The 16997-nt window shown below is 47.7% G+C and carries 13 protein-coding genes; 10 read left to right on the top strand and 3 right to left on the bottom strand.

The window, feature by feature from the left end:
- Nucleotides 1–679: 679 nt before the first annotated feature.
- On the bottom strand, nt 680–2125 hold the full coding sequence (locus LKK83_RS28490; protein WP_324634840.1) for a glycoside hydrolase family 13 protein: 1446 nt from the start codon (nt 2123–2125) through the stop codon (nt 680–682).
- Nucleotides 2126–2845: 720 nt separating this feature from the next.
- Here LKK83_RS28490 and petM point away from each other — a divergent pair.
- Complete coding sequence (gene petM / locus LKK83_RS28485) at nt 2846–2947, top strand: cytochrome b6-f complex subunit PetM (protein ID WP_324634839.1); 102 nt, start codon at nt 2846–2848, stop codon at nt 2945–2947.
- 164 nt (nt 2948–3111) lie between these two features.
- Here petM and LKK83_RS28480 read toward each other — a convergent pair whose 3' ends face one another.
- Entirely contained in the window at nt 3112–4176 is a 1065-nt protein-coding gene (locus LKK83_RS28480; protein ID WP_324634838.1) for an AI-2E family transporter, read from the bottom strand.
- Between the two features lie 554 nt (nt 4177–4730).
- Between LKK83_RS28480 and LKK83_RS28475 the strand changes: the two genes are divergently transcribed.
- The 6 genes from LKK83_RS28475 to LKK83_RS28450 all read left to right on the top strand — a co-directional run bounded on the left by LKK83_RS28475 (nt 4731) and on the right by LKK83_RS28450 (nt 12849).
- Nucleotides 4731–5480, top strand: coding sequence for a MotA/TolQ/ExbB proton channel family protein (locus tag LKK83_RS28475; RefSeq protein ID WP_324634842.1), 750 nt, complete (start codon nt 4731–4733; stop codon nt 5478–5480).
- Between the two features lie 44 nt (nt 5481–5524).
- Nucleotides 5525–6058 (top strand): ExbD/TolR family protein, encoded by a 534-nt coding sequence (locus LKK83_RS28470; RefSeq protein ID WP_324634837.1) that lies wholly within the window; start codon nt 5525–5527, stop codon nt 6056–6058.
- Nucleotides 6059–6080: 22 nt separating this feature from the next.
- Nucleotides 6081–7430, top strand: coding sequence for a class I SAM-dependent methyltransferase (locus tag LKK83_RS28465; RefSeq protein WP_442957380.1), 1350 nt, complete (start codon nt 6081–6083; stop codon nt 7428–7430).
- Between the two features lie 108 nt (nt 7431–7538).
- On the top strand, nt 7539–8072 hold the full coding sequence (locus tag LKK83_RS28460; RefSeq protein ID WP_324634836.1) for a type IV pilin-like G/H family protein: 534 nt from the start codon (nt 7539–7541) through the stop codon (nt 8070–8072).
- 254 nt (nt 8073–8326) lie between these two features.
- A complete protein-coding gene (locus LKK83_RS28455; protein WP_324634835.1) occupies nt 8327–10522 on the top strand; it encodes an O-linked N-acetylglucosamine transferase, SPINDLY family protein in 2196 nt (731 codons plus the stop codon).
- 77 nt (nt 10523–10599) lie between these two features.
- Nucleotides 10600–12849, top strand: a complete 2250-nt coding sequence (locus LKK83_RS28450; RefSeq protein WP_324634834.1) for an O-linked N-acetylglucosamine transferase, SPINDLY family protein — start codon at nt 10600–10602, stop codon at nt 12847–12849.
- A gap of 19 nt (nt 12850–12868) precedes the next feature.
- On the opposite strand, the gene LKK83_RS28445 is transcribed toward LKK83_RS28450, so the two are convergent.
- Nucleotides 12869–13879: an FkbM family methyltransferase gene (locus tag LKK83_RS28445; RefSeq protein ID WP_324634833.1), complete on the bottom strand. Its 1011-nt coding sequence runs from the start codon at nt 13877–13879 to the stop codon at nt 12869–12871.
- A gap of 401 nt (nt 13880–14280) precedes the next feature.
- Here LKK83_RS28445 and LKK83_RS28440 point away from each other — a divergent pair, with 401 nt between their 5' ends.
- The 3 genes from LKK83_RS28440 to LKK83_RS28430 all read left to right on the top strand — a co-directional run bounded on the left by LKK83_RS28440 (nt 14281) and on the right by LKK83_RS28430 (nt 16934).
- Entirely contained in the window at nt 14281–14817 is a 537-nt protein-coding gene (locus LKK83_RS28440) for a class I SAM-dependent methyltransferase (RefSeq protein ID WP_324634832.1), read from the top strand.
- Between the two features lie 149 nt (nt 14818–14966).
- Nucleotides 14967–16112: a glycosyltransferase gene (locus LKK83_RS28435; protein ID WP_324634831.1), complete on the top strand. Its 1146-nt coding sequence runs from the start codon at nt 14967–14969 to the stop codon at nt 16110–16112.
- A gap of 15 nt (nt 16113–16127) precedes the next feature.
- A complete protein-coding gene (locus tag LKK83_RS28430; RefSeq protein WP_324634830.1) occupies nt 16128–16934 on the top strand; it encodes an aminotransferase class IV in 807 nt (268 codons plus the stop codon).
- Nucleotides 16935–16997 lie beyond the last annotated feature (63 nt).

The raw sequence follows: 16997 nt of genomic DNA, 5'->3' as shown, positions 1-16997 counted from the left end.
TTTGGGGCTGTGTTCCTTGCCCCGCTTACGTTTCGGGCATTTACCCTCCACTTTTGCGGGAACGAATCGCACTTTAGGTCTTGATTATAGCGTTTTTCAGATTGATGCGATCCGCAGGAGTTTCTGTGATTCCAGCACAGGTACCTCGTCAGTGAAACATTCTCTATCTGGCTCATATGAGACCTGCTATAACCATTGGATGTTCGCAACGGTTTTTTCCCCGCCTGATTAACTATTAGATGTTCGCAACGGTTTTTTCCCCGCCCTGGAACCTGGTAGGGAAATTAACCATTGGATGTTCGCAACGGTTTTTTCCCCGCCTGATTAACCATTGGATGTTCGCAACGGTTTTTTCCCCGCCTGATTAACCATTGGATGTTCGCAACGGTTTTTGTCCCGCCGTGGGGGCTGGTGGGGAAATTAACTATTGGATGTTCGCAACGGTTTTTGTCCCGCCGTGGGGGCTGGTGGGGAAATTAAGCAGGTCTGTTGCTTGATGCGATCCGCAGCGGTTTCTGTGCCAACCGCGTCGGCACCTCCGAGGTGAAAAAGTTTCTACCTACTCCATATGAGAACTGCTATAAAAGCAATTTTGCATATTAATCTGAAAATCCTATAGCCGTAGGGTGGGGAATGCCCACCCAAGCTGATTTTAATCCGAAGGTTCGGCGTGATGAATTTAACCTAAGATGCAACCGGTGCGCGCCGGAATCGTTAACGTCAGATTATCGTTACTCCAAACGCACTCCGCATTGCCGTATAAGAGGCGATCGCACCGAGTTTTCAGACGGGTGGCATCCACGGTAATTTCACCCACAGTGGTTCCCACATTAACCGCCACAATCGATTCTTCTTCTGGTAACTGACGGGCGAAGACATAGACCGTGCCTTCTGCGGATAAAACCTGGTAAGTGCCGATTCGCAACGATGGGCGATCGTGACGCAACGCAATCAATTTTTTGTGGTAATCGAGAACCGGACGATTCCAATCTGGTTCGTCAGGAAAACCGCGACGGGAGTCAGGATCCAGACGACCCGGTAAGCCAACTTCATCGCCATAGTAGACGCTAGGAGGACCCGGGAAAGTCATTAATAATAGAGTAGCGAGTTCCACCGTTGGTTCATCGCCACCTGCAATCGAAATCAAGCGTGCGGTATCGTGACTGGCGAGTAAATTCAGTTGGGTAAGTTGGATTTCCCAGGGGTACATTTCCAGCAAATGTTGGATTTTTTCCGCATAATCCCCAGCGAAAAGCGGGGGGTAAGGTTGGTAATCGCGTCCTTCAACTTGTTCGAGGTCCACGCGATCGCCGGCGGTAAAGGCAATTGTGGAGCCGGTAAAGAGATAATTCATCACCCCATCAAACTGAGTCCCATCCAACCATTCCCGGGAATCTCCCCAGACTTCACCGACAATGTAGGCATCGGGGTTAAGCGCTTTGACGCGATCGCGAAATTCCTGCCAAAACCCTTCCGTTTTCACCTCAAACGGCACATCCAAACGCCACCCGTCAATCCCAGAGTTAATCCAATATTCCGCAATTTCCATAATGTATTCGCGCACTGCGGGATTGTTGTGATTAAATACTGGCAGTGCCCGGTTATCTGCCCACCCCAAATAATTTGCCGGTTTACTGCCATCATAAGCAGACAGTGGCCAATCTTCAATTTGGAACCAATCCACATAGGGTGAATGGGGACCATTTTCTAAAATATCGTGGAAAAAGAAAAAGCCGCGACTGGCATGGTTGAAGACTCCATCCAAAACCACCTTCATATTACGTTTGTGCGCCGCCATCAACAGTTCCCGAAATGCAGCGGTACTCCCCAACATCGGATCCACTTGATAGTAATCGTGGGTATGGTAGCGGTGATTGCTCGCCGATTGAAAAATGGGAGTAAAGTAAATGGCATTTACCCCTAAATCTTGCAAGTAATCCAGTTTTTCAAGTACCCCCCACAAATTGCCGCCCTTGTACCCTTGAAGGGTAGGAACCGCAGACCAATCTTCCCAGCGAATATGGTCTAACATCGACTTGCCCGGTTGCTTCCCCTTGGCGAAGCGATCGGGAAAGATTTGATAAAATACTGCGTGCTTAACCCAATCTGGCGTGTGAATTTCCATAACCTTTTATTTGCCCTGCATCGACAATGCTACAATCGTAGCTGAGGTTTTTGGATCTAACCTGCGGTAGAAACTCCCCGCTACAAGGTTGCGATTTTAACGAACATTCAGTTTTTATTCACTTCTGCGTTAACGCTTCGGGTGGATATGAAAACTCGGAAATCTACAATGTAACGGGGTGATAAGTTGTAGGTTAAATTCACGAATATGCGGGTTCCAGGGAAAAGCGATCGCTGGAGGGATGGTGTAAGAAGAAAAAATCCAGGAATTGGGTTAAATTTCTCTTTATAATCGGCTTTCACTATGGGGATGAGTGAGGGGAGTATCATCTCGGCGATGTCCGACTGTTCGAGGGAGGGGAAGATAGAAACCGCCCATAAATTTGCATCGGCTTTTGGAGAAAAACATCGATTCCGAAGCGCGATGGATTGGTTGGGAATTGGATTGGATAGGGATACCAATCAACCCGCTTTAGGCGATCGCAGATTGGGGGGGATGGATTCAGATGATGGGGTGATGGGGTTGAGATAGAACCCGCCCCCACAGAGGCGATCGCCCCAATCGACCCGTTTCATTCCACTTCTAGCACAGATTGAGACCGAAAGTGTTTTACAATACTCCCTGCGGGTGTCACCACCCCAGAATTGAGCTGACTTGCGCGATCGCCCGAGATTGCGGCGGTCAATAGAACTTATTTTTATCCCATTAGGAGAAAACGCGATGACCGGTGAAATTTATACCACAGCCTTTTTGTGCTTTTCCTTAGTCCTGGTAGGATTAGCCCTCGGTTTTGCCTTACTCAAAATTCAAGGAGCGGAGTAAAGCGCAGGGTACTGAGGCGCAGTACCCCTAATGCAAACCCAGTGCAAGCGCACAAAGCAAGCGATCGCCCCCGAACTTATCCAGAAGGCGATCGCTTTTTTCGAGCGCAACCCGCGAAAACCAGTTCGGGGGTTGGTTCCTCGAACTCCGAAAAATTGACCCTTTCAGTGGGCGCTAGATACCTCAACCGGGGAACTATCGGAATCCGCGCGCAAGCTATCCGACGTACTTTTAATAAAACTCGCCAAAGGCACAGCAATCAACAGACCCAGCACACCGCCCAGCTTGGCACCCAGAAGCAAGGAGATTAAAACCCATACCGGATTGAGACCTGTAAAGCCCCCCAACAAGCGCGGCGCGATCCCATTTTCGATGCCTTGTTGGATCGCCAGGGCCACCAGCAGGACTTTAACCCCCAGCCAAAAATCGTTAAACGCCACCAGGACCGTCACCAGAGCAATACTCAAACTGCCCCCAAACGGCACCAAGCTAAACACTCCCACCACAAGACCGAATAACAGACCAAACGGAACTCGCAGCAGTAAAAAGCCCAGAGTCATCGACAGGCCCATCAGAGAAGCAACCGTGACTTGTCCGACGAAATAATTATGGAAATTTTCGCCTAGGGAGAAGCGCAATTCCTTTGCCAGACGGGGAGGAAGCCAGCGTAAGAGACCTTCCCAGAGATTGCGTCCGCGCCACAGCAGGTAGAAGGTTAAGACAACCGTGAGGATGACATCTAAGAGTCCGCCCACCGTACCTACGGCGAAACCGAGGGCTTGACCGGCGATCGCCTGGGCTTGACTGGACAAGCGCTGGGTGAGTTCGGTGGTCAACCCGGTCAAATCGATCGGCCAATTGCGAGCGATCGCCAGATTTTGCAGCGCTTCGAGTTGGGTAGCACCAGACTGGATCCAAGTGGGAAGTCGGTTGGCTAATTCCCTTAACTGAGTCAGGGCGATCGGCACCAAGGTGATGCCGGCACCCACCAATCCGAACAACGTCACCAGAAAAATCAACACCACGGCGGGGGTATGTTTGACGCCATATTTCTCTAGGAGATTGACTGGATAATCCAAAACGAAAGCCAGTAACGAGGCGGCGAGCACCACGTTGAGGATCGTGTGAAAATAGTTAAACACCACCAACAACAGCCACCCGTTGAGGAAGATTAGAGGAAACGCTAATCCTAAAGCCACCCATTGAGGTAGTTTTTCCGCAAATTTCATCGTTAACTCTCGATAAAAGCAATGAGGCATCTTGGCCTCAGAACAGGCAACGGTATTAATAATGTTGTCTATCGTAGATCGCGGGGGAGGCTTCTAGGAGAGGCGGGGAAGATTTCAAAGCAGCGATCGCCTCGGTGGATAGATTGCCCGCCACAGTCCCCCTCATTTAAACCTCGGGCAAGCCAATGCCCACCTTCTACCCAATGGGTGGGAGAATTGCACAACCGAATTGGGGGATCGCGCACCGACAATCATGGCTACAGTTTATTGAGTCGCGCGATGTGGATTATTTCAAAAAAAAGGTTGACATATTAAAAATAGTGTGTTATAATAATTGGATTTGCAAAGTGGGCAGCACCCTACCCCCCGATGCAGGGAGAATTCTACTGAATCGTCCTCGGGTGGTTGTAAAGTAATCGGAATTTATAAAATGGGAATAACAATAGGATGGGTTGAGAACCGTCCGTAGCCCAGGGGCGAGGAACCAACGGAGGAAGGCAAACACAGTGAATTTAGAGACAATCGAACAAATCTTTGACAAAGGCGGCGTTTCCATGTGGCCGCTGTGGCCGTTGCTGGTTTTGTCCGTTCTAGCTGTCGCCACAATTTTAGAGCGCAGTTGGTTCTGGGCCACTGTGGTCAGTAAAGAACGAGAAGTAGCCTCGCGGGTACTCGAAGCCGCGCGATATGATTGGCGAGTCGCCCAGGAGATTGCCAGACAAGCCAGCAAGCGACCCATCGGGCGCGTGCTGTATTCCCCCTTGCGACTGCAAACCCCCGATCCAGAAGTGTTTCGACTGGCGCTAGAAGCGGGAGCCGATGATGAAATTGCCGCTATGCGTCGCGGGGACAAGGTTTTAGAAGCTGTGATTGCCTTGGCTCCTTTGTTGGGATTGCTCGGTACCGTGTTGGGGTTGATCGAGTCGTTGGGATCGATTCGCTTGGGAGATATCGGCACGGGAGCCACTGCAGGCGTGACCACCGGGATTGGTGCGGCGCTGATCAGTACCGCATTTGGCTTGATTGTGGCAATTACCAGTTTGGCCTTTTATCGCCTGTTTCAAGGGTTATTGTTCAAGCAGGTGAAAATGTTCCGCAAGTGCGGGAATGAATTAGAATTGCTTTATCGTCAGTATTGGTCGCAACTGAGCCAAAATCCAACGCCAATGCCCGAGACGCCAGTGTCGTTGAAGTCCCCGGGAAACTTCGGCGATCGCCCCCTGGACTCGAAGAACTCCAAAGAGCCAAAGGGAGAGTCTGAGGATCCCGGAAAGATAGATGGCTTCAATCCCTCGGAATCCTAGACTTGCAGACTCACTCGCGAATTGAATCCCTCCTCACAGGACAAATGAAGATTAATTATGATTCTCCCACGGAAGAAGCTCGCATTGAGCTGATTCCTTTGATTGATGTGATATTTTGCATTTTGACCTTTTTCCTGCTCGCCGCACTGCAGCTAACGCGACAGCAGGCGGTGAACGTGGATTTGCCCAAGGCAGACACCGGAACCGTGCAGATGCAAGAGATGAAACTGTTTGTCAGCATTGACCAGATCGGTCAGACCTACGTGGACAAACAGCCGGTCAGCCGAGAGCAACTTTATCAGTTGTTGGTGGCTTATAAAAGGAATCAGCCCGAGGGGTTAATTGTACTCTCAGCGTCCAAGATGGCCAGTTACAATGACGTGATGCAGGTGTTGGATTTGCTCCGGGAAGTGGGGGGCGATCGCGTTGCCCTCGCTACCCTCCCCGGTACCGGCGAAGTGCAGGAAAATCCGCAGGGAACCCCAGGGGGCGATCGCTTTGGTCTGCCCGATTCCCCGGATTCTGAACCGGGGGGCGAAAATGGGCCCGAGCCACCAGCGCCGGAAAATGGAGGGTAATGTTGGCGCAAGAGTGATAAATATGCTTAATCAGGAACACTACCAAATGAAAATACCAAATTCTCAATTACAAGAAAAAATTCGCCAGCAGTTTGAAGCTGGACCTTATCCCCGGAAACCGTTAGAAGAATCTCCCAAAGAAGATTATGACTTTCTGTTTATTCACAACTTGGTTACGCCTTTTTATCTGAGAAATAAAGTCGTAGTGGATTGTGAAGGAAAAGTCATTTTAGATGCTGGATGTGGTAGTGGATACAAAGCATTAGCATTAGCTTTAGCCAATCCAAAGGCCAAAATCATTGGGATAGATATTTCAGAAGAATCGGTGAAGCTGGCGCAAAAGCGTCTCCATTATCACGGGTTTCAGAATGCCGAGTTTCATGTTTTGACAATTGAAGAGTTGCCCGAACTGGGAATCGAGTTTGATTATATCAACTGTGATGATGTTTTATATCTACTCAGCGATATAGTTGCTGGCTTAAAAGCCATGAAAGCAGTTTTAAAACCCGATGGGATTATTAGGGCGAATCTTCATAGTTTTTTTCAAAGAAATTTTTATTATCGCGCCCAGACGGTTTTTAGAATGATGGGGCTGATGGATGACAACCCGGGGGAACTAGAAATTTCAATCGTTCGGGACACCATGAAGGCGCTCAAAGATGAGATATTGATCAAGCAATACACATGGAAACCCGCGTCGGAAGAAGATCCAGAATATTATCTAGCCAATTATTTATTGCAGGGAGACAAAGGGTACCAGATTCCAGAAATGTTTGCTGCTTTAAAAGCAGCCGAGCTAGAGTTTATTAGTATGGTGAAGTGGCGACAGTGGGAACTAATAGATTTGTTCAAAGATCCTCTCGATCTGCCGGCATTCCTGGCGATGAGCTTGCCCGAAATAGAAGAGGAGGAAAAGCTTCATCTGCTTGAACTACTGCATCCAATCCATCGCTTACTGGATTTTTGGTGCGGTCATCCCAACGCAGCCAAACCAGTGGTTCCTGTGGATGAATGGACCGATGCCGACTGGAAAAAGGGGCGAGTGTACCTGCATCCTCAGCTAAAGATACCAAAATTACGCGAACATCTGCTGCAATGCATTACATACCAGCGTCCGTTTGAGATCTCTCGCTACGTTCCTGGGTCAACAATCAATCCGGTAAAATTAGGCAATGGAATAGCGGCTTGTCTGCTACCTCTGTGGGAGGAACCGCAGCCCATGATGTCCTTACTAGAGCGCTGGCTGAAGATCAGACCCCTCAATCCCATCACCCTAGAGCCAGTCAGGGAGAACGAGGCGATCGCGGAAATCAAGGCCGTTTTGCGCGAGCTGGAAAACTTTCTGTACTTGCTTTTGCAGCGTTCTGGCTAAAAATCTGGAAAAAATTTTGCCCCAGGTGATATGAAATTCTCAGAGGGTGGGTAAGTTATGTTCAGGAGTTAGAAATCACGCATTCCACACCTCAAGGAGATCCCTATTATGAAGACCGAATTTCAAGCCAAGTTCCTGCAACACATCAACCACAAAAAAGCCCAAGAAGGTTTCACCCTGATTGAACTGTTGGTTGTGGTTATCATCATCGGGATTCTGGCTGCGGTGGCGTTGCCCTCTCTGCTCAGCCAAGCCAACAAAGCCAAGCAAGTTGAAGCGCGCAATAATGTGGGTGCAATGAACCGGGCACAACAAGCCTACTTTTTGGAAAAAGGTCGATTTGGTGCTTATAGTGAAATCGGCGTTGGCATCCAGACTCAAACCACTAACTATGAATATACATTCGCGCCAGACGCACCCAATACCAGCAACACAGGTCTTGCTGTTATTGCAACCACGAGAACTCAAGGACTCAAGCCTTACACGGGTCTGGTGTGGTCAGAAGTAGACGCTACCACATCTCAAGCCACAACCCGCGCTCTCCTGTGCGAGGAGCAAAAAGCTCTAGCTACCCCGGGTGGTCCGTCAGTCACAGCCGCAGCAAAAACTTGTGGCGGGAATATGGTGACTCTGGGAGAATAATTCTAGCACGATTAGCGCGGCTTAACTTACCCCCCAAAGCCGTGAACCTTTGGTTGAAAAGAGTGGATAGCGTTTCTATCCACTCTTTCTCAAAAAGCAAAGGAGATAAATTATAGGAAACTGTACAATTTTGGTTTAATGGTGATTCACAACCCTATGTTGGGAATGGGAAAATAACCTAGGTTTTACGTCACTTGGCGTTTTTAGTTTAGCTAGTCATTATCACAGGAAATTTTTTCGCGAGCAGTTCTTCGGTGCAGCAGCAAACTCATCAATTCTTCATCCAAGGAGACTATGGCAAGGCGGCGAAATTTTATCAAGCAGCGATAAAAGCCGAACCCGAGGCTATGTCTCACTACTGGTACCTAGCATTGGCGTTAATGTTGCAAGGGAAGGAAGAAGCGATCGCCAGTAGCTTGCTGCAAATCGTGGAGGCAGACCCGCAACAGCCTGAGGTGTGGACAACACAACTCACAGAAAGCTTGGAAACGGAAGCGAAGCGACAAGAAGCACGAGAAGACTACAGTCGAGCTGGGTTGATTCGGGAACACATCAGAGAAATTGAGCAAACCCATCTTATAACGTTACTGTCTTTGATGCAACTAGCCCTTTCTCAAGGCAGATTTACGGGAGAAGAACTGACACAGTGGGGAGTAATTAGACGGCTACAACAGGAAACCCCCGCTCCTTACATCAATGCCGATGAGTTACTGCAAATCTTAGAAAATATTTTACAGGCTCGTCCACTGCACCCATCCGCAATAGAATTCGCCCAAGGGTGTCTGCCTCATCTACAGCACCATCGCAATTTTATCGGCATGATGCTATCAGCCGCCCTGGAAATGGGGCATTTGCTGTTAAAGCCAGCAATGGCGGCATCGCTTTTGGAGTTGTGTCGGCAAGTAGAACCGCGAAACACAGAAGTCTTGCTCAATTTAGCAGCTTTTTATCAAAATGGGGTAGACTACACCAAAGGCATAGAACTGGCAAGAAGCTGCTATTCGCTTGTGGAAACAGTACCCGAGCGAATTTTTGCCAATCACTTGCTGCTACGAGGATTAATGAGCGCAGGCGGGTACTGGGAAGAAGCCCGCGAGGTCTTGCAGCATCAAGAGTCACTGCTGTTGGCGCTAGAAGAAGAAGACCTGAGAAAAGTAGAGCCAGCAACAGTGGCACGCTTGCTGAGTACAGACTCTTTTTTCCCGTATTTTCAAGATCGGGGGCGGGAAAATCGAGAAATTATTAATCACGTCTCCCGGCAAGCTCAGTGTTATTTTTACGAGCGTGCAATCGAACAGGTGCAGCGCTACGATCGCGGCTTCCGAGAGCGTAAAAAAAGTAGCACGGAAGTTGGCAGCTACCGATTAAAAATCGGATACATTTCTCATTGCCTGAGAAGCCATTCCGTAGGCTGGTTAGCCCGATGGCTGGTTCAACATCACGATCGCGCGCGCTTTGAAATTCATGCATATTTAATGTTTTATCGGGAACTGGGAGATCCCTTACAAACCTGGTATGTGAATCAAGTGGAACGCTGTCACAAATTAGGGGCAGATGCGGGTAAAATTGCCGAGCAAATTTATGAAGATGGAATCGATATATTAATAGATCTCGATAGTCTGACCCTATGCAATACCTGTAACGTCATGGCACTCAAGCCGGCACCCGTTCAAGTCACTTGGCTGGGTTGGGATGCTTCGGGATTACCGACAATTGATTATTTTATTGCCGACCCTTATGTTTTGCCGGCGTCGGTGCAGGATTACTATCGAGAAAAAATCTGGCGCTTGCCCCACACTTATATCGCAGTGGATGGGTTTGAGGTAGCTGTACCCACTCTGCGGCGCGAGGAGTTGAATATTCCGAGCGATGCAGTGGTTTATTATAGCGGACAGAGGGGGTATAAGCGGCATCCCGATACGGCACGACTGCAAATGCAGATTGTCAAACAAGTGCCGAAAAGCTACTTTTTGATTAAAGGCTTTGCGGAGGAAGAGTCAATTATCCGCTTCTTTCGCGAACTTGCACAATCAGAAGGAGTAGAAAGCGATCGCCTAAGATTTCTGCCGATGGAAACCGAGGAAGCAGTGCATCGCGCTAACTTGGGCATTGCTGATGTAGTGTTGGATACCTATCCCTATAATGGAGCGACAACAACCTTAGAAACGCTATGGATGGGCATTCCGCTGGTGACCAGAGTAGGCGAGCAGTTTGCCAGTCGCAACAGCTACACCATGATGGTGAATGCTGGGGTAACGGAAGGAATTGCTTGGACAGATGAAGAGTATGTAGAGTGGGGAATTCGCCTTGGAAAAGATCCAAAGCTGCGACAGCAAATCTCCTGGAAACTGTGGCAATCTCGCCAAACTTCTCCTTTGTGGAACGCCAAGCAATTTACCCAGGAGATGGAAAAAGCATACCTAAAAATGTGGCATAATTCTTGCCGATAAACCTGGGCGAATAAATCAGGCGCTAAATTCAGTATAACCTAGAGGAAATACAAGTTGATGGCGATTGAGTGATTATTATGACTTTTTTAAACTCCCCCAGCAATCCAAGTTCATGGGAAAAGCAAGCTCATACATACTTGCTGCAAGGCCACTATAGCAAAGCGGAAACCTGCTACGAAGAAGCGATAAAAGCCGAACCTGATGTCCAGGAACACTACTGGTATTTGGGATTGGCATTGCTGTTGCAAGGAAAAGAAGAAGAGGCAACAACAACCTGGTTGCTGGCAATGGTGGAAGGAGAATCGGAACAGCTAGAACTGTGGACAGCACAACTGGCAGAAATTTTGGAGACTGAAGCAAGGCGACAAGAAGCAAGAGAAGATTATTCGCAAGCATGGCTAATTCGGGGGCATATCAGAGAACTACAGCCAACCAATCTGGGGAATTTATTGGCTCTGATTCAACTGGCAATTTCTCGCGGGTTATTTACGGGAGAAGAACTCACAGAGTGGGGGGCGATCGAACTGATCCAAGCTCACCAAAGCACTGAGCTAGAGATAGATGAGTTACTCCAAGTTTTAAACGCCATCTTACAGCATCCGCCACTGCATCCATCTGCGATCGAATTCACAGAAGTGTGTGCCCCCCACCTACAGCAGCATCCAGATTTTATGGAAGTTATACTCACGGCGGCAGTGGAATTAGCTTACTCGGGCGGCCAAGTGACAATGGCGCTTCGTCTTCTAGAAATAGGTCGGCACGTTCAGCCAAGTAATCTGGAAATTTTACGACATCTCGCCGCTATCTATCAAAATGGGATTGATTATGCCAAGGGAATCGCTTTGGCAAAAGAAATCTACTCTGTAGTGGAAACTCTACCCGAAAAAATTTTTGCCAATCATTTGCTGCTGCGCGGGTTAATGGGCGCAGGCGGATATTGGGAAGAAGCTGCTTGTGCGATTAAGCACCAAGAATCACTGATCTCTTCACTAATCGGACAAGAACCGACCGAACTCGCCCAAGCTACAGTGGCGCGCTTGATTACTGCCGGTTATTTTTTCCCTTACTTTCGCGATCGGGCGCGGGAAAATCGACAGATTATGAATCAGTTATTGGAACGCTGCCAGTGTTATTTTCAATTTCAAACCTATGAAGTAGAACAAGTCAAACATTATTATCAGCAGGGTAAAAATGTAAAAAAAATTAACGCGGATGAGCAAGGCAGACGGATAAAAATCGGATATCTATCTCATTGTTTTAGAAGTCATTCGGTAGGCTGGCTCGCGCGATGGTTGTTTCAATATCACGATCGCCAACGGTTTGAAGTTCATGCCTATATGATATCGAATCAAGACATCGGCGACCCGTTAAATGAATGGTATATCAATCATGTCGAATTTACTCAAAGGATGGGAAGTAAAAATGTGGAAATAGCCGAAAAAATTTATCAAGATGACATCGATATACTCATCGATCTGGATAGTATCACAATGGATCTGGCTTGTGAGGTCATGGCACTCAAGCCAGCTCCCATTCAAGTGACTTGGCTGGGGTGGGATGCTTCTGGATTGCCGACGATTGATTACTTTATCGCCGATCCTTATGTGTTGCCAGAATCAGCGTCGGATTACTATCGAGAAAACATCTGGCGACTCCCACAAACTTATATTGGAGTAGATGGATTTGAGGTGGGAGTACCAACCCTGCGCCGAGAGGATTTGAACATTCCCAATGATGCCGCGATCTATTTCAGCGGACAGAAAGGCTACAAACGCCATCCCGATACGGCACGACTGCAAATGAAAATTATCCAAGCAGTGCCGAATAGCTATTTTTTGATTAAAGGTTTGGCGGATGAAGCATCAATCAAAAACTTTTTTATCCAACTTGCGGAAGACGAGGGGGTAGATCCAGATCGCCTGCGCTTTTTACCCCCAGCTCCATCCGAAGCGATTCACCGAGCAAATTTGGGGATTGCGGATGTGGTGTTGGATACCTATCCTTACAACGGCGCGACAACAACCCTAGAAACCCTGTGGATGGGCATTCCTTTAGTGACGCGAGTCGGGGAGCAATTTGCCGCCAGAAATAGCTATACCATGATGATGAATGTCGGTGTGACGGAGGGAATTGCTTGGACAGATGAGGAATATGTAGACTGGGGAATTCGTCTGGGCAAAGATGCGGCATTGCGGCAAGAAATATCCTGGCAACTGCGGCGATCGCGGCACACTTCTCCTCTGTGGAATGGTAAAGAGTTTACGCGCCAGATGGAGAAATCTTACCAGCAGATGTGGCAAATTTATCTCCAAAATCAGGCGAGTTAACTCGTAACCAATACGCCCTTTAAGCGTTTTTTTCCTCCTGCAATAGCTCCAGAGCGCTACCGAAGGCGCGATCGCGAATTTTCTCAACTATGGGAAGAGCATTTAACCCTTTAGGAATGAGTTGTGGAAATTTAGCTAAGCCTTCTACGATCGCATTAGCACAATTGTACTGAGATTCGTTTCCATAGTTGAGAGTCAAATACTCCAACAGTTCTAATGCATAGTCGGGAAAGCCCATAATATCAGCAATACAGGCAACTTTGAGAATGCGCTCTGGGGTTTTAAATTCGATTTGTAGGTTTGGATCGATCGGATCGCGGATATAAAATGCATCTCCCCAAAGGAATTGTCCGGGTTGTTCGGATGAAACAATCGGGGAGCTAGCGCGGGGACGGCAAGCTGCTGTCAGTTTAAACAAGCTAAAACCCCACTTTCTGAGAAAAGTATCCACCTCAGCAAATAAAGGTTGACCGACATATAAAGGGGCAAATTCCACTTCAACTTTAACCGCAAGAATGCTGCGTTCTAGCAGTCGAGAGCTTCCTTCCAATACCAGAAGATCTGCACCTTGAACGTCGGTTTGCAAAAAATCAATTTCTTCGATTCTTTCTTGGTCACAAAACTCATCTAAAGTCGTCGTTTCTATCTCCACCGTAAAATCCAGTTCCATTAAATCTGTGACTGTATTATTAAAGCGTCTTAAATAAACTTGGTTTGGTGGATATAACGAACTACACTGGGGGTTTCTGGTGACGTAAAGGGTACGTTCTCCCGACGCATTGGCAAATGCTAAAGGAATGTGTTGTTCGCTCCAATTGATTTGTCTCGCTTCCAGGTCGGCGTTGGCTGCTTCACAAGCATCTGCATCCGCATCAAATCCATAGATAGTTAACTGAGGGGCGAATAAATCCCACCCTTGGCTTGCCAAGTCATCTTCTCTTTCGACTTTACGCGACCCTACGTTAAACAGAGTCATCTGAATTTGGTCTAAGTGACCGCCTTTTTTTAAGAACGGAACAAAAAGCGCCATTTTATCTGGGTTCCTAAAGTTTACATAACCTCATACAAGCAGGGTGGATATTCCATTAAACTTATCGGTTGGAATTTCACCCCCGATTAATAAAGATTATAGAATAAAGTTGGGTGAGTTACTCTCTTTAGACTCCCACTTATTATCTGCCTCGGATGAGAATAGCTCCACCGACGAAGAGTTTTTAAACTCCCTGAATGGCCCGTCCCTCGACAGGTGGGAATCTCTGTGATGTTATTATACCACCTCATTACTTGCGCTTCTCCTCTAAATCTTAATTTTTTTTGAAATTTCCGTCAAGGAGGCGTCTTCTGTGTTAGGATTGGATACCTAGTTGGTAAACAGCAATATTTTTCAATTCGAGCGAGCGGAAACTGAAAGGGAATATGACGCCACTTAAATTGCATATTGGAGGGAAAGAACCTCACCCGGAATGGAATATTTTAGATATCGAGCCTCGTCCGGAAGTGGACTACGTTGGCAATGCTGCTGACTTGAGTCAGTTTGAAAGTGATTCAGTGGACGCTATTTATGCCAGCCATGTTTTAGAACACTTTCATCACACACTAAATGGCGAACTCATCAACACTCTCAGCGAATGGCATCGGGTTCTAAAACCCGGGGGTAAGCTTCTGATTAGCGTACCGGATTTAAAAACTTTGTGCTGGCTCTATTTGCATCCTAATTTGATTCCGATAGAACGGCTGCATTTAATGAGAATTATGTTTGGCGCTCATTCCAATGAATATGACGTTCACAAAGTCGGATTTGATAGCGAAACTTTAGCCATGTATCTGGCAGAGGTGGGATTTGAAGAATACGAACAAGTATCGGAATTTAATTTATTTGATGACTGTAGTAGTTTACGCATTCTAGACACTTTGATTAGTTTGAATGTTGTGGCCACCAAATCAACACCAGCCTCAGATGAAAGTTGAGTGGATTCACATGAGTAGCAATCCCTCCCTCTTCGATCCCTAGAACTATAACTGAGTTGGTAAGTTTCGCAGGAATACAGGCATCCCTAGCCTAACCCCATGTTAGGCTAGGGAATATAGCTTTTTAATTTTAGAAAATTATAACATCTATGAACCAGCCTTTTCTTTCCTTCTGCGCCATTGTCAAGAATGAAAAACACAATCTTCCTCGCTGTTTAACCAGCGTTAAACCTTATGTGGATGAAATGATTGTGGTGGATACCGGGTCGGAAGACAAAACGCCGGAAATTGCTCGCGAACAGGGTGCCAATGTCTTTTCCTTTGAGTGGTGCGATGATTTTGCAGCTGCTCGCAATTATGCTGTATCCCAAGCATCTGGAGAGTGGATTTTAACATTAGATGCAGATGAAAAACTCATTGTTGAGGCAGAAAATTGGCGAGACATCCTAGCGACCAATTCCCAAGCGCTCGTTTATTCCCTCGACTTAATTAATGTAGGCGAGAACTGCTCGCAACTTGGGGGTAAGCTGCAAAGAATCTTCCGAAATAGTCCGGAAATTCGATATCGAGGGCGTTTGCACGAGCAGTTAATCTATCAGGGTCACGCGATAACTGGCGATCGCCGACTCTATTTAGATAGGGTCAAAATTTTGCATTATGGTTATAGCAATCCAGCATTTACACAACACAAAGCCCGAGAACGAAATATTCCGCTACTCGAACGGATGCGTGAGGAAGAGGGGCTGAGTTTACCCAATCTCTATTGTCTGGCAAGTCTGTGTCAAGATGTAGGAGAGACAGAAAAAGCCGAACTCTATTATGGAGAAGTGTTTGAAAATTTGCTGCCACATATTTTAACCGGACAACCTCCAGACGAATTGGTGCGCGTTGCAACGATGCTTCATTTTTTTGCGTCTCAAGCATTGAAACAGGAAGATTATGAGACCTCAAGGATGTTTTGTCAGCGCGGACTTGAATGGTTTCCCGATTTTCCTCCTCTGATTGCCTTGGCGGGGGATATCCTCATGCAGTTAGGATTTTATCTCGGGGCAGTTCCTTATTTTGAAAATTGCCTTCAACTCGATCGCGAAGGCAATTACTACAAACGCGACCCGTTTTCCGTAAGTTATCTTCAAACTTATCCCGCCTATCGGTTGGGGTGTGCCTACATGAATCTGCAACGATGGCAGGAAGCCAAAAAATACCTTGAACTAGCGCTTTCTTTTGATGCCAATTACACGCTGGCTCAACAACTTTTAGAGCAAACCAATGGTTTTTTACAAGAAAAAAGATAGGGCTAAATTGGGAAAATGTTTTTCTACAACGGAAACCTACACCACTCCACCACCCTAGAACTCCCGATCGCCGAACCCGGTTTGCTTTACGGTGCAACGGTATTTACCACCCTGCGGGTTTACGACAATTCCTTAGACCATCACCTGACCCAGTGGGCGGGGCACTGTCGGCGTCTGAAAACCTCTCTGGATGACTTTCAGTGGCCTCAGCCAGACTGGCAGAGCTTGCGAGAGGGTGCCGAAAGGATGATGGAGCACGGGTCGGTGCTGCGAATTGCAATTTTCCCGGACGGCAGAGAATTAATTACGGGACGCATTATACCACAAGACTTGGCCAATCGTCAAGAGATGGGAATTAAAGCCTGGGTCGCGGACGATCGCATGTATGTCCGCTCGCTCCCCACCCATAAAACGGGCAATTACCTCTGCTGCTGGTTAGCGCTGCAAGCGGCGCAACGGCAGCACTGTCAGGAGGCGATTCTCATAAATGGGAAAGGTGATTGGCTCGAGACCAGCACCGGCAATCTGTGGGGGTGGAAGGATGGACGCTGGTGGACGCCACCAGTGGAGGCGGGAATTTTACCGGGGGTGATGCGATCGCAGCTTTTCCAGTGGCTCGAAACCCACCATTACCCTGCGATCGCCCAACCGTGGACCGCCGAGGTAGTGGCTGGGTTTGAAGCGATCGCCTATAGCAACAGCGTCGTCCAAATCATTCCCCTGCGGGAAATCCAGCATCAAAACAGCCACCTCACCTACGATCCGCATCATCCCGCCCTGGCAAAATTGCGAAAACTTTTCCCCGCCACCCGCCCGGGTTAAAATTTCCCATTTCCCTGACCCAGAAAGGGTTTGAGCCATCCAGTTTTCCTCCATGCTCCCCAA

This window comes from Phormidium sp. CCY1219, from assembly GCF_035615515.1.
Lineage (GTDB): Bacteria > Cyanobacteriota > Cyanobacteriia > Cyanobacteriales > Laspinemataceae > CCY1219.
This window is presented reverse-complemented; position numbering and strand designations above follow the sequence as displayed.

Excerpts from the sequence above, each read along its gene's own strand:
- LKK83_RS28470 (WP_324634837.1), top strand. The coding sequence starts at position 5,525 with ATGAAGATTAATTATGATTCTCCCACGGAAGAAGCTCGCATTGAGCTG.
- LKK83_RS28430 (WP_324634830.1), top strand. The coding sequence starts at position 16,128 with ATGTTTTTCTACAACGGAAACCTACACCACTCCACCACCCTAGAACTC.
- LKK83_RS28435 (WP_324634831.1), top strand. The coding sequence starts at position 14,967 with ATGAACCAGCCTTTTCTTTCCTTCTGCGCCATTGTCAAGAATGAAAAA.
- LKK83_RS28445 (WP_324634833.1), bottom strand. The coding sequence starts at position 13,879 with ATGGCGCTTTTTGTTCCGTTCTTAAAAAAAGGCGGTCACTTAGACCAA.
- LKK83_RS28480 (WP_324634838.1), bottom strand. The coding sequence starts at position 4,176 with ATGAAATTTGCGGAAAAACTACCTCAATGGGTGGCTTTAGGATTAGCG.
- LKK83_RS28465 (WP_442957380.1), top strand. The coding sequence starts at position 6,081 with ATGCTTAATCAGGAACACTACCAAATGAAAATACCAAATTCTCAATTA.
- LKK83_RS28450 (WP_324634834.1), top strand. The coding sequence starts at position 10,600 with ATGACTTTTTTAAACTCCCCCAGCAATCCAAGTTCATGGGAAAAGCAA.
- LKK83_RS28460 (WP_324634836.1), top strand. The coding sequence starts at position 7,539 with ATGAAGACCGAATTTCAAGCCAAGTTCCTGCAACACATCAACCACAAA.
- LKK83_RS28475 (WP_324634842.1), top strand. The coding sequence starts at position 4,731 with ATGTGGCCGCTGTGGCCGTTGCTGGTTTTGTCCGTTCTAGCTGTCGCC.
- petM (WP_324634839.1), top strand. The coding sequence starts at position 2,846 with ATGACCGGTGAAATTTATACCACAGCCTTTTTGTGCTTTTCCTTAGTC.
- LKK83_RS28490 (WP_324634840.1), bottom strand. The coding sequence starts at position 2,125 with ATGGAAATTCACACGCCAGATTGGGTTAAGCACGCAGTATTTTATCAA.